The organism is Anaerolineae bacterium (genome assembly GCA_014360855.1).
Classification (GTDB): Bacteria; Chloroflexota; Anaerolineae; order JACIWP01; family JACIWP01; genus JACIWP01.
In genome coordinates this window covers 14,669-27,758 of sequence record JACIWP010000004.1, presented here as the reverse complement: position 1 = coordinate 27,758, position 13,090 = coordinate 14,669, and the positions used below count along the sequence as shown (strand labels likewise).

The following is a 13,090-nucleotide window of genomic DNA, read 5'->3' as shown; positions in this document are numbered from 1 at the left end:
GGACCGCGCCGAACGGCTGGCGCTGGGGAAGCTCTTACCGGCGCGCGGCCGGCGCCTGCTGGAGATCGGGGCCGGCTTCGGCCGGCTGGCCGACCTGTATGCCGGCTATGACCAGGTGGTGCTCTTGGACTACTCCCGCACCATGATCCAGCAGGCGCGCGAGCGCTGGGGCCATGACCCCCGCTTCCTCTTCGTGGTGGGCAACGTGTATGACCTGCCCTTCCTGCCCGGCCGCTTTGATGCCGTCGTCATGGTACGGGTCATCCATCATCTGGTGGACGTGCCGGCCGCTTTCCAGCAGATCCGCACGGCCCTGGCAAAGGATGGGGCCTTCGTCCTGGAATTCGCCAATAAGCGCAACCTGAAGGCGGTCCTGCGCTATGCCCTGCGCCGGCAGGCCGAGAACCCCTTCCTTCTCCCGCCCTATGAGTTTGCCCCCCTCAACTTTAACTACCACCCGGAATGGATGCGCCGGCAGTGGGAAGCGGCCGGCCTGCGTCACGAGGCGCAGTTGGGGGTCTCCTACTTCCGCGTGCTGTGGCTGAAGAAACACGTGCCGGCGAAGGCCCTGGCGCGCCTGGACGGGTGGCTCCAGCGCCCAGGCGGCGCATACCCCATCGCTCCCAGCGTCATGGTGCGCCTGCGCCCTACCGGGACCCCCCAGCCCTTCACCGCGGAGCCCCTGTTCCGCTGTCTGGCCTGCAATACCAGCCTGGAATCGACGCCGGCCGGCCTCCACTGCCCGGCATGCGGGCGCTCCTGGCCCCAGCATGAGGGGGTGTACGACTTCAAGGAATAATAAAAGGGGATGGGAATTTAATCTTGGGTTAATCTGCCGGCGCCATACTTGCCACAGCATCCGACAAGGGCAGTGTATCCCATGATCACCGTGCGCGGGCTCACCAAATATTACGGCAGTCTGCCGGCCATCCAGGACGTGTCGTTCGACGTGGCCGCCGGCGAGGTGCTGGGATTCCTGGGGCCGAACGCCGCTGGCAAAACCACCACCATGCGCATCCTCACCGGCTATATGCCCCCCTCCGCCGGCAAGGCCGTGGTGGCGGGCTATGACGTCGTCGAGCATTCGCTGGAAGCCCGCCGGCATATCGGCTATCTGCCCGAATCGGTGGCGCTCTACCCGGAGATGAGCGTGCGCGCCTACCTGGAGTTCATGGCCGCCCTGCGAGGGGTGGGGCCGGCGCGCCGGCGCAAACAACGCGTGGATGAGGTCATGGCACGCTGTCAGGTCGCCCATATGGCCGACCGCCCGATCGGCAAACTCTCCCGCGGCTACCGCCAGCGCGTGGGATTGGCCCAGGCCCTGGTGCACGACCCCGAAGTGCTGATCCTGGATGAACCCACCGTCGGGCTGGACCCCGCCCAGATCATCGAGGTGCGCGACCTGATCCGCGAGCTGGGCCGTGACCACACCATTATCCTCAGTACCCATATCCTCTCCGAAGTGGAGCACGTCTGCCAGCGGGTGATGATCATCCACGAGGGGCGCATTGTGGCGGAGGATACCCGCGATCGCCTGCGCGCCCGCCTCAAAGGGGGCGAACTGCTGTATGTGGAGATCGCCGGCGCGCCTTCCGAGGAGATTACCGCCGGCCTGCTGGGCCTGCCGCATGTGCAGGACGTGCGCCCCCTGGGGGATAACGCCTATCAGGTGACCTGTGCCCTCGGCAGTGACATCCGCGCCGGCCTGGCCCAATTCGTCGTGCAGAAGGGCTGGCAGCTCCTCGAACTGCGGCGGGAACGCATCAGCCTGGAGGAGATATTCCTCCAGCTCACCAGCGATGAGCCGCGCCCAGACCAGGCGCCGGCCGGCCGCTGACCATGGAGGCAGAGGACCCGCTATGCGTAATGCCTTCCTGATCGCCAGACGAGAGCTGGAAGCGTATTTCATCTCCCCCATCGCCTATGTGGTCACCGCCGCCATGCTGGTGGTGCTGGGCTATTTCTTCAGCGTCATCCTCTTCGTCACCCGACAGGCCTCCCTGCGCCCGCTCTTCGGCGGCAGTGCCCTCATCGTCCTGCTGTTCGTGCTCCCCCTGCTCACCATGCGCCTGCTGGCGGAGGAACAGCGCAGTGGTACCATCGAGCTCCTGGTCACCGCGCCAGTGCGCGATGGGGAGATCGTCCTGGGCAAATACCTGGCCAGCCTGGCTTTTTACCTGCTGATGCTGATGCCCACGCTGTATTACCCGGTGGTGCTGGAAGTGTTTGGCCGGCCCGATTGGGGCCCTATCCTCACCACCTATCTGGGCATCATCCTGCTGGGCGGCTCCTTGCTGGGCGTGGGCACCCTGGCCTCCTCCCTCACCAGCAATCAGATTGTGGCCGCCGTGCTGGGCGTCGGTATGGCGCTCCTGCTGTGGCTCATCCCTTCCCTGGCCGGCTTCGTCAGCGGCCCGCTGGCCGATGTCCTGCAGTACCTGGGGCTCTCCAGCCATATCGCGGACTTCGCCAAGGGGATCATTGACACCCGCCATGTGGTCTATCACCTCAGCATCATCGCCGCCAGCCTCTTTCTGGCCACCCGCATCCTGGAAATAAGGAGGTGGCGGTAATCATGCGCCGGCTTTCTGCACCCCCTCCCAGCACTGCCCTGTACGCCGGCCTGCTCCTGGTCCTGGCCGGCCTGCTGACCGCCCTCATCCAGGGGCGGTTCTCCACCATCGCCCTGGCGCTGATCGGCGCCGGCGCCCTGCTGTGCGTGCTGTTCATCCTCCTGCGGCCAGCCGCCGTCCGCCAGGCCCTGCGCGGCCGGCAGGCGCGCTACGGCGGCTCCGCCGGCCTGATGACCATCGCCTTCCTGGCCATCCTGGTGCTGATCAACTTCCTGGCGGGCCGGCATTCCCTGCGCTGGGACCTCACGGCCGAGCGCGCCTATTCCGTCTCGCCGCAGGCCATTCAGATTCTAAAGGGCATCCGCGAGCCCATCACCATCACCGGCTTCTTCCTGACGAACGACGCGCGGCGCGAGCGCCTGCGCGACCTGCTGGAGGAGTACCGCTATTATACCGACAAACTCAGCTTCGAGTTTGTGGACCCGGAGCTGAAGCCGGCGCTGGCGCGCAAATACGGCGTGACCAGCTACGGCGTGTTGGTGCTGGAGCGCGGGGCAAAGCGCACCATCACCTACGCCCTGGACGAGCAGGAGCTGATCTCGGCCATCTGGCGGCTCTCCCAGGACGAGCCGAAGACCATCTATTTCATCACCGGGCATGGGGAGCGCGACCCCTATTCCTTCGAGGCAGACGGGTACGCGACTATCCGCCAAACGCTGGAGCGCAATAATTACATTGTGAAGACGCTGAACCTAGCGACCATCACCGACACGCTGCCGGCGGATGCCGCCGCCCTGGTGCTCGCCAATCCTAAGGTGAACTTCACCCAACAGGAGCGGGAGCATTTCATTGACTACCTGTACCACGGCGGCAAGGTGTTCTGGCTGATCGACACCAACGCCGGCATGATTGACCCCTACATCTTGAGCGATTGGGACGTGCGGGTGCGCGAGGACCTGGTCATCGAGCCGCGCAACGCCTTCTTCGGAGAATTCGCCTCCCCTATCATTGACCGCTACCCGGAGCATGCGATCACGAACGGGTTGGGCGGACGCTCCACCCTCCTGCTGTATGCCCGGAGCATGGAACTGCTCCAGCCGGCGCCCCCCAATATCACTGCCAAGCCCATCCTGCAGACCAGCCCGGACAGTTGGGGGGAGACGAAGATCACCAGCGACAGGATGGCCCAGTTCGATGAGAAAGAGGACACGCGCGGCCCGCTGGTGCTGGGAGCGGCCATGGAGGAAAGCATGTACGGCGGCCGGCTGGTTGTCATCACCGACGCGGACTTCGCCGCCAACAGCGTGCTGGACTCGGTCAAGGACGCCTTTGCCAATGAGGCGCTCTTTGTCCAGGCGGTCAACTGGCTCACCGAAGAGCAGGATATGATCGCCATCAGTGCCCGCACCATCGAGGAGCGCCCCATCATCCTGACCCGGCCGCAGATGCGTCTGATCCTATATTCCAGCACCCTGCTCCTGCCGCTGGTTATCCTGGCCGCCGGCGCCGCCGTCTGGTGGAGCAACCGCTAGGTCTGCGCGCAAAGGAGGACGGGATACCATGAGGTGGCGTTCCACCATCATCTTGGTGATACTAGCCCTGCTGTTGGGCCTGTTCGTCTATTTCACCGAACTGCGCCCCGGCCCCTCCAACACCACCGAGTCCATCACCGTCCTGCAGGACGTGCATGTGGATGATGTGACCGAGTTTCGCCTGCAGAGGGATCAGCGGGCGCTGGAGGCCTATTATTCGGCGGAGGAGGGCTGGGTATTGCGCTATCCGGTTCATGCGCCGGCGGACAGCGACCGCATCCGGCAGGCGCTGGGCTTCCTGGTCTACGCCCACGCCAGCCGCGTGCTCCCGCCGCGCGAGATCACCAGCCTGGCCGACTATGGGCTGGTGACGCCGGCCCTGCAGTGGCGGTTACAGCTCCGCACCGGCCGGCAGATCCTGATCCTGGTGGGCGATCAGACGCCGCAGAAAATGTACTATTACCTGAAAAAAGGGGATGACGAGAGCATTTACATTGTGGCGACAAACCTCGTGGAGGTGTGGAATCAGCTCCTGGATGTGCCGCCGTTTCCACCTACCCCCACTCCCACCGCCACCGCGGCGTCAGTACAACCGTAATGCGCGATCAACGCTATGGTGTTGGTGAAGAGGGAATGCCATGGAGCATCTGGCAGAGGAACAGGCGAGGATATCCTCAGGCGATCTGGATGGAGAAGCAATAGGAGACGTGGAAGGCGAACTGCTCGCCGGCCTGTACTACGAGCAGGAATACGACCCCAACGAGATGGTGGACCTGGCCCCGATGGACGACGGCGCCAGCGACCCCCTCAGCATCTATCTGCGGGAAATCGGCCGTGTGCCCCTGCTGACCCCGCAGGAAGAGGTGGAGCTGGCAAAACGCATCGAGCTGGGCCGGCAGGCACGCCGGCGGCTGGCGCGGAACGGTGGGCTTCCTCCCGAGGAGCGCCAGCAACTGCTGGAATATATCCGCATGGGTGAGCGAGCGCGCCAGCATCTCATCAAGGCCAATTCACGGCTGGTGGTGAGCATCGCCAAGAAATACGCCGGCCAGGGCGTGCCGCTGGCAGACCTGATCCAGGAGGGCAACCTGGGGCTGATGCGGGCGGTCGCTAAATTCGATTACCACCGCGGCTATAAGTTCTCCACCTACGCCACCTGGTGGATACGGCAGGCGGTTGCCCGTGCTGTTGCGGACCAATCCCGCACCATCCGCCTGCCGGTGCACATGTACGAACAGCTCGCCAGGCTCCGCCGCACCGCCCGCCAGATGAGCCAGGAACTGGGGAGGGAACCGGCCCCCGAGGAGCTGGCCCAGGCCCTGGATATGCCGGCCCGCAAAGTGGAGGAGCTGATGCGCCTCGCCGACCTGCCGGTCTCGCTGGAAACCCCGGTGGGCGAGGATGAAGATTCTGCCCTGGGGGATTTCATCGAGGACCGGAGCATGCTGTCGCCGGCGGATGCCGCCACACGGAATATCCTGCGGGAGCTTCTGGACGAAATGCTGAGCCAGCTCCCGCCGCGCGAGATGCGTATCCTGAAAATGCGCTTCGGCCTGCAGGACGGCCGCTACCATACGTTGGAGGAGGTCGGCCGGCGCTTTGGATTGACGCGCGAGCGCATCCGCCAGCTGGAGGTGCAGGCACTCAACCGCCTGCGCCATCCCCGGCGCGCCCGCCGGCTCAAGGATTACCTGCGCTGATCCAGCGCGCCGTCGTGTATTCAGCGAACCACCCGCGGGTATAGCGCCCGCGGGTGATTTGTTATGCGCTTTTCCTAACGCTGGGCCTGAAAACTCGCCGAGATAATTATTCGTCATTTGACGAATAATATGGGCCGGGGCACAGCACCGCTGTGCTCCGATTATGGCTGCAGGATCAAGGGAAGGAACACCTGCTGACCGATGGATTTCACCTCCAAGGTGCCGGCCGGCCATATGTCGTCAGGGAGCGGGCGGCCCTGCGCGTCCGTGACCCTCAGCCTCTGCATGGTGTCGGGATGGTACCAACCGATGCCGATGCGATAGCGGCCGGCCGGCAGGCGCGGCAGAGCGATGGTGCGCGGCTCCACAATGATCTCGCCGGCATCCCATATGCCCGTCGGATAGTTGCCCAGGAGCGGCGGGCCGTCCACGCCGGCCACCCATTGTCCCTGCTCGTCCAGGAGATGGACGAACAGGATGTAATCGGCGTCCGGCCGGCGCAGGGCCTGGAAGCGCAGGAGCATTTCCAGCCGGGCACCCGGGGTGGCCGCGGCCGGCAGTTCCACGCCCAGCAGGGCGATCTCGTCGCTGAAGCGCGCCTGCGCCGGCTGAAGCGGCTCCGCCGCCGGCTCTTCCGGCGCGATCTTATATCGGCCGAAAATGGCAGAATAGCCCACGAAGGCGCCCGAGGCATCGCTCACCGGCAGATGCGCCAGCGAAGGGTCATCGAGGAACAGCGTCACCGCAATGCGACCCAGGCAGGGCGCCGGCCGCTCCGACTCAATGGGGATCCATAGGACTTCCCGAAAATATGTCCCCGGTTTCCATACCGAAGTGGCATAGTTCCCGCGGCCTGGGTAGAGCAGGACCTGGCCGTAGGGCTGGTTCTCGGCGCCCAGGGCGTACACGCCGAGGGTGTAGTTCTCGGATGTCGTGCCCAGCACCTTCCAGTACAGCGTTACGCCCACCGCATGGCCTTTGGGGACGGTGGCCGGCCACACCTGGTAGGCATACAGCTCCGCCAAATCGCCGAAGCGCACAGCCAACGGCTGGGCATCGGGCGGCAAATCCGGCGCTTTGGTCTCTGCCGGCGCGGCATAGGCCGGCGCGATGACGGCGAAGGGCAGTATCAGCGCGAAGCTCAGCAGACCGATCCCCAGCACGCCGGCGGCGGTGCGCCGGAGCCGCGCCGGCCACCACCAGAGCAAGCCCAGCCCAAGAAGGACGCTGATGGCCGGCAGGGCCGGCAGCATCATGCGTCCCCGCAGGATCGGCTCGCCCTTCATCAGCTCCCGGAAGAACAGCAGGAAGCCCAGGGAAAGACACCCGAACCCCAGTAAGAGGATGACAGCCCGCAGTCGGTTGGAGGTCTGCCGGCGGAAGAGGCATGCCGTCACGGAGCACAGCGCCAGGCCGGCCAGGACAGCCAGGGGGATATAGGCCTTTTCGGGCAGTCCCACATTGCCCCAGCCGAAGGAAGCCCAAAAGGTCTGAAAGCCGTACCATACGGCGTAGCCTATCTGCGGCAGGGTGACATGGGGCAGGGGCTCCGCCCCCAAAATCGTCCGCCAGAATTGGCTCAGGACGTCAGCGTCGCGGGAGACCAGATAGCCGTACTGCCGCAGGTTGCGGAGGTACCACCAGCCGGCCACTGCCGGGACGCTCAACAACGGCACACCGAGGACCAACAAGCCGTGGCGCAGGGCGCGCCGGCGCAGGAGACGCCCGAGGGCGACCAGCAGGGCCAGGATCACCAGCGGAAGCAGTCCCAGCGCGGTGTATTTGGTCAGCAGGGCCAGGGCCAGGCTGATACCCAATCCCAGCAGGCGCGGGAGGGTGATGTCTTCCACGATCAGCAGGCAGGCGTAGTAGAGGACCAGCGCGCCCAGCACGGCGATCAAGATGTCATTGGTGACCACCGCCCCGATGAAGAGGTACTGGGGGAGAAAGGCGGCGATGGCAGTGCTCAGACCGACGACGGCCGGCTCGCGGGGGAACAGCGCCCGCGCCAACCGGTACACCGCCCATACGCCGGCGGTGCTGATGAGCACGGAGATCAGCCGGGCCAGGTGCAGGGCCAAATAGGTGCCGCGGTAGGGGAAGCGCTCTGCTTCCCAATCGTGCACGGCCATGTTGACGCCCGTCTGTCCTGTGCCGGCGGCGGCATATGGGTTGGGCACGGGCGCGATGTTATCCGTCGGGTTCACCAGCGCGATGGGGACAGCCGCCAGGATGTAATACAGTGGGGGCTGGGTGGATTGGTCATAGCCGAACAGGTCGGTGAGGGGGGCATCGCCGGCCGGCAGAGTTCGGTACCTGGCCAAATACTCGGCGTACTTGTAATGCGCCCATTCGTCATGGGCTTCCCAGGCCGGCACCATGACGCTGTACAGCACGCCCAGGCAGAGGTGCAGGCCCAGTATCAGGCCCACTAGCCAGCGCGGCAGACCTTTTCCATTCCTGGAATGCTCGGCCATCTCCATCAACCTTTCGCTGTACCGTCCTCTTGATGGGCTTCGCGCTGGCGAGGGGATTATAGCATAGGGGTGGGGGCGCGGCAAACCTCCCCGTACGCGGCCTCAATGACATCAATGGCCCGGGAAAGTGGAAACTCGACGACGGCGCGCGCTCGCAGGCGCCGGCCCAGGGTCCAGCGCTCCGCCGGCTCCCTGGCCAGTCGGCATACGACCTCCGCCAGCGCCTGGCTGTCCCCTTGGGGGATGAACACGCCGGCCTCCCCCAGGTACTCCCGCCCCACCGGGGTGTCCAGCGCCACCACCGGCAGACCCATCGCCATGTAGTTCAGCAGTTTGACGTTGCCCTCCGTCTGAGAAAGCTTGAGGCTGACCGCCGCGTCCCCCAGCGCCAGCCATGCCGGCAGTTCGAAGTACGAGACCGGACCGGTGAACGTAACCCGCCGGCCGATCCCCAGGGCCTCGGCCTGACGCTGGTATCTCTGCATGTGCGGAAAGCCCATGACCAGCAAATAGGCGTCGATCTGTTGGGCGACCTGGGCGAAGGAATGCAGGAGCAGATCAATGCCCTGATACGGCGCCAGCAGGCCGACATACACCAGCAAGAAGCCGTCCGCTGGGATGCCCAGGGCCTGGCGCCGGCCCTGCCGCTCCTCGGCGGAGAGCCGCCCTGGCGCGAAGCGCTCGGTGTCCACCACGTCGGGCACCACGCGCACCTTCGCCGGCGCGATACCGAAATCCTCCATCAGCCAGCGCGCGGTGTGATGCGTGTTGGCCAGCAGTCGCGCCGGCTGACGGTCCACCCAGCTCTCCAGCCGGCGCAGAAGGCCCAGCACCCAGTGCCCGGGGGGAAATGTCTCATGCTCCACCACCTCACTGCTGAGGCTCCCCTGCAGGTCGGCCAGCAGAGGCACCCTTGCCAGGCGGGCGATAATCGTCCCAATGAGCGCGCCCTCGTGGAGGAAGGCGTGGATGACATCCGGCCGATGCCGGCGCGCCGCCCGCCAGGCCGTGCACAGCAGGAGAAGATCCAACAGGAGACGGTGCCACGATGCGCCGATCTCGATGCGCCGGCGCCAGGGAAGCGCCGGCGTCCGCACGATGGACAGGCCCGGCACATCCCGGCCAGAATGATAGGTGCACAACAGCACCTCGTGCCCACGGGCGGTCAAGCCGCGCGCCTGTTCGTAGATGCGCACATGACAGCCGTAATCGGCGAAGAAAGAGGTGGGGGCGATCATCAGCACCCGTCTGGGGCGCGCCGCCGCATTGGTACCCTGCATACAGGCAGATACCCCTTTCCGGAATGGGGATGGGTTGGGCGAAAGCCGGCTGGCAAGAGAAGAGCGGCCAGGGCCGGGCTGGTTGGCACGGCCGGCGGGCCGCTCACAGCGTGCCAGGGGCCGGGACAGGGCTGGCGTCAGGCCTTGTATTTCTTGGGCTTGCCTTCCTGCCAAAGCTTCCAGCGGAAGCGGGCCAGCTCCTTGAAGGCGCGCTTGATGACGTGCAGGCGGGCGCCGGTCTGGGAGCCGGCGGTGCGCGGCAGATGGGTGACCGGCACCTCCACAATTTTGTAGCCGGCGCGCTTGGTCCGCACCAGCCACTCCGCGCTGAAGGTCGCCCCGCGCGAGGCGATCTGCGGCCCGATGTTGGTGATAATCTCGCGCTTGAACAGCTTAAAGGCGCAGTCAATATCGCGGGCAGTGTAGCCGAAGAGCAGGGTCACCAGCGTGCTCCAGCCCCAGCCGTACAGCACGCGATGCCAGGGGTCCCGGCGCGGCGCCCGATAACCCACCACCATATCGGCATGCTCGATATGGGGGAGCAGTTTGTGGATCTCGTCCAGCACGAACTGCCGGTCGCCGTCAGTGAAAAAGATCAGCTCTTTGGTGGCGGCCGCAAAGCCGTCATATACCGCCGCGCCGTATCCCAGGTTGGTGGGATGTTCGACCAACCGTACCTGGGGATATTTCTGCGCTTTCTCCCGCACCACGTCGGCCGTGCGGTCCTTACTGCCGTCATTGGTCACGATGATCTCGAAGTCGTCGGTGATCTGGCTCACCACCCGCACCGCATCCTCGATCATGGCACCGATGTTGGCTTCTTCATTGTACGCCGGCATCGTCACCGAAATGCTGTACAACGTTCTCCCTCCTCTTCCAAATAGTGGCATATTGTTGGATCGGTTTATTTCTTCTTTCCGCCCCCAGCGCGGCGGAACATACGGGCTCCCAGCAGGGTCTGCCAGTAGCTGGGGACTTCCTGGGCAGGTGCGGCACCCTCGGGAACAGGCCCGACCACCCGCTCCTTCATCCATTTCTCGCGCTGGGTCAGCGCGTCCTCAAACATACCGCGCAGTGCTCCCTCATCCCGAGCTTCCAGGGCGGAGCGCATCTGGTACAGCGTCTGGATGAGGGTGTTGACCCAGCGGGTGACGTTATCGGCGTCATGGATCAAGAGGCTGGCGGCGGCCCCCGCATCGGAGATGGCCATGGCGGTGGCCGAGGCAAAGCGCTCGCCGGCCAGCCGCGTGATCTCGCGCCATCCCGGGGAGCGTGCCGCCGACTCCATCAGCGCGCCGGCCACCGCCAGCGGCAGAAGCTCCACGCCGGCGATCAGACCGTCATGCTCCTCGGCGTCCAGGAAATAGGGCTGTGCGCCCAGCGCGCTGACCATGTCCGCGGCCAACTGCACCGCTTCGGCGGTGGCGCGCGGCGATGGACACAGGCAGAACAGGGACTTGTCGAACAGGGTCTCGCTGGCTCCCTCGGGGCCCTGGGCCGCCGGCAGGGGCTGGTAGGGTATCGGGTTCCCCCCGATGAAAGAGACGTGGGCCGGCAAAATCCGTTCCGCCCATTCCAGCACCGGCCGCTTGATGGTGCAGGTATCCAGGATGATGCATCCCTCTTTCAGGTCGCCGGCGATGGCCTCCAGGGTCGCTTCGACGGCGGAGATAGGGATGGCCAGCAGGATGACATCGGCGTTTTCCACCGCCGCGATCAGGTTCCAGGCGGTCTGGTCCACGGCGCCCCGTTTGCGCGCCCGGGCGGCCACCTCCGGCTCGCGGTCGTGGCCGACGATGTCAAAGTTGCCGCCGGCCCGCTTCAGTGCCAGGCCCAGCGAGGTGCCGATAAGGCCCAATCCAATGATGGTGATCTGTGCTTTGGGAGGCATTACCCCCTCCTTCCCTTAATGGGAGTTATCCAGATGCTGGAACAGCTCCAACAAGGCGCGGCGGTGAGCATCTGGGATCTCTCCCGCCGGCCGGTGATGGTGGCGTATCAGCCAGACGGTCAGCTCCTCACAGCCAGCGGCCTCGGCCAGCTCTGCGCCGATCTCCGGGTGATGGAGGTGCACCCAGAAGGGCCGGCGCCAATCCTGCCGCTCCTCCTCCCCCAGGGTATGGAGCAGGGCCGGCTGTCCCGCCTGCAGGAGCACCACCGCCGTGCGGTGAAAGAGCGTCAGGTGACTGCGGGCCTTGCCGGCGTCATGCAGGAGCGCCGCGGCCAGCACGGCCGGCTCCACCACGCCGGCGTCCCGTAGTGCCAGCGCCACATCCATGCCGTGGCGCTGGTCCTGACGCGGCAGTCCCTCGAACAGCTTGGCGGCGGCCGGCGTCAGCAGGGAGCGCGCCCATTCGCGCTCCGCCGGCGAGAGCCGCGCCTTCAGCGCCCGCAGGAACTGCGATACCCGATAGACTGCACCCATGGGTCAGAAGCCCAGGAACAGTTTCAGGAAGAAGGCGAACGCCGGCCGCATCAGCATGCCCAATGGGTCAACGGGCAGTATCCAGCCGGCGGCGAACAATCCCACCAGGATAATAGGGCCGTACTGCTCCAGCCGGGCGTACTGCAGTGCCCAGCGGCGGGGCAGGAGCCCCAGGGCCACGCTGAATCCGTCCAGCGGGGCGATGGGAATCAGGTTGAAGATGGCCAGCCCGATGTTCAACAGGATGATGCTGAAGAGGATATCCCCCAGACCCGGGAGTACGGCGCTCCCCCGCAGTGACAAGGGCAGGTTGCCGAAGCGGATGAGCAGAGACACCAGGGCCGCGACCACCAGGTTGGAAAAGGGGCCGGCGAAGGAGGTGATGGCCATGCCGGCCTTGGGGCTTGTGCGGAAATTCCACGGGTTCACCGGAACGGGCTTGCCCCAGCCCACGCCGGCCACCAACAGCATCAGGCTTCCCAGCGGATCCAGATGGCGCAGGGGGTTCAGCGTCAGCCGGCCCATATTCTTCGCCGTCGGGTCCCCCAGCCGAAAGGCGGACCAGGCGTGCGCCGCCTCGTGCACCGTGATGGCTATCAACAAGGCGATAATACGCGAGATAATATCGGCAAAGCTCAAGCCGCTGAAGAGCATGGATCCCTATCCTTTCATTTTCCCCCGCAGGAAAACCTGCGGGCTCTTTCCTCTTGATTATAGCATACCTGCGCGAGAAGCAGAAACTGTGCGGCGCCGGGGTATTCCATATGCCTGTCGTATCCAGACGTTTCGCAGTGGGACGCCTTTGTGTTATAATGCCGGCGGAATCCCAAGGCGAGGTCATTTCTGCGGGGAAAAGGGAGATGGTGATGTCAGAGTATCGGGAGATCCGCATGGGGCAGGTGGTGCAGTTGCGCAAACCCCATCCCTGCGGGTCCGATAAGTGGGTGGTGGTGCGGTTGGGCACGGATATCGGCATCCGCTGTCTGGGATGCGGCCGGCGCGTGCTGTTGCCCCGCAGTACGTTTCTCAAACGGGTCAAAAAGTGGCTCGATGAACCGCTTCCAGATGCCGCCGGCACATCTCCTCCCCAACTTCCGTGAAGG

At 65.2% G+C, this 13,090-nt stretch carries 13 protein-coding genes; 7 read left to right on the top strand and 6 right to left on the bottom strand.

Annotated features, from left to right (window positions below):
• The 6 genes from H5T60_00575 to rpoD all read left to right on the top strand — a co-directional run.
• The coding region (locus tag H5T60_00575; protein ID MBC7240927.1) for a class I SAM-dependent methyltransferase at positions 1–799 on the top strand (799 nt) is incomplete at its 5' end.
• Positions 800–880: 81 nt separating this feature from the next.
• Positions 881–1,837 (top strand): ATP-binding cassette domain-containing protein, encoded by a 957-nt coding sequence (locus H5T60_00570; protein MBC7240926.1) that lies wholly within the window; start codon positions 881–883, stop codon positions 1,835–1,837.
• 22 nt (positions 1,838–1,859) lie between these two features.
• Positions 1,860–2,573 (top strand): ABC transporter permease, encoded by a 714-nt coding sequence (locus tag H5T60_00565; protein ID MBC7240925.1) that lies wholly within the window; start codon positions 1,860–1,862, stop codon positions 2,571–2,573.
• Positions 2,574–2,575: 2 nt separating this feature from the next.
• Entirely contained in the window at positions 2,576–4,105 is a 1,530-nt protein-coding gene (locus tag H5T60_00560) for a GldG family protein (GenBank protein ID MBC7240924.1), read from the top strand.
• 28 nt (positions 4,106–4,133) lie between these two features.
• Positions 4,134–4,703, top strand: coding sequence for a DUF4340 domain-containing protein (locus tag H5T60_00555; GenBank protein MBC7240923.1), 570 nt, complete (start codon positions 4,134–4,136; stop codon positions 4,701–4,703).
• 40 nt (positions 4,704–4,743) lie between these two features.
• On the top strand, positions 4,744–5,805 hold the full coding sequence (gene rpoD, locus H5T60_00550; GenBank protein ID MBC7240922.1) for an RNA polymerase sigma factor RpoD: 1,062 nt from the start codon (positions 4,744–4,746) through the stop codon (positions 5,803–5,805).
• A 161-nt stretch (positions 5,806–5,966) separates the two neighbouring features.
• Here the strand turns inward: rpoD and H5T60_00545 are convergent, their stop codons facing one another.
• The 6 genes from H5T60_00545 to H5T60_00520 form a co-directional block, all read right to left on the bottom strand.
• Positions 5,967–8,282: a glycosyltransferase family 39 protein gene (locus H5T60_00545; protein MBC7240921.1), complete on the bottom strand. Its 2,316-nt coding sequence runs from the start codon at positions 8,280–8,282 to the stop codon at positions 5,967–5,969.
• 56 nt (positions 8,283–8,338) lie between these two features.
• Positions 8,339–9,562 carry a glycosyltransferase family 4 protein gene (locus H5T60_00540; protein MBC7240920.1) on the bottom strand — a complete coding sequence of 408 codons (1,224 nt, stop codon included), beginning with the start codon at positions 9,560–9,562 and terminating at the stop codon, positions 8,339–8,341.
• A gap of 137 nt (positions 9,563–9,699) precedes the next feature.
• The gene (locus H5T60_00535) at positions 9,700–10,452 is read right to left on the bottom strand and encodes a glycosyltransferase family 2 protein (protein MBC7240919.1); all 753 of its coding nucleotides are present in this window, start codon (positions 10,450–10,452) and stop codon (positions 9,700–9,702) included.
• 14 nt (positions 10,453–10,466) lie between these two features.
• Complete coding sequence (locus H5T60_00530; GenBank protein ID MBC7240918.1) at positions 10,467–11,453, bottom strand: prephenate dehydrogenase; 987 nt, start codon at positions 11,451–11,453, stop codon at positions 10,467–10,469.
• Between the two features lie 15 nt (positions 11,454–11,468).
• Positions 11,469–11,987 (bottom strand): hypothetical protein, encoded by a 519-nt coding sequence (locus H5T60_00525; GenBank protein MBC7240917.1) that lies wholly within the window; start codon positions 11,985–11,987, stop codon positions 11,469–11,471.
• Between the two features lie 3 nt (positions 11,988–11,990).
• Entirely contained in the window at positions 11,991–12,641 is a 651-nt protein-coding gene (locus H5T60_00520; protein ID MBC7240916.1) for a site-2 protease family protein, read from the bottom strand.
• 212 nt (positions 12,642–12,853) lie between these two features.
• Here H5T60_00520 and H5T60_00515 point away from each other — a divergent pair, with 212 nt between their 5' ends.
• Positions 12,854–13,087, top strand: a complete 234-nt coding sequence (locus H5T60_00515; GenBank protein ID MBC7240915.1) for a DUF951 domain-containing protein — start codon at positions 12,854–12,856, stop codon at positions 13,085–13,087.
• Positions 13,088–13,090: the final 3 nt, after the last annotated feature.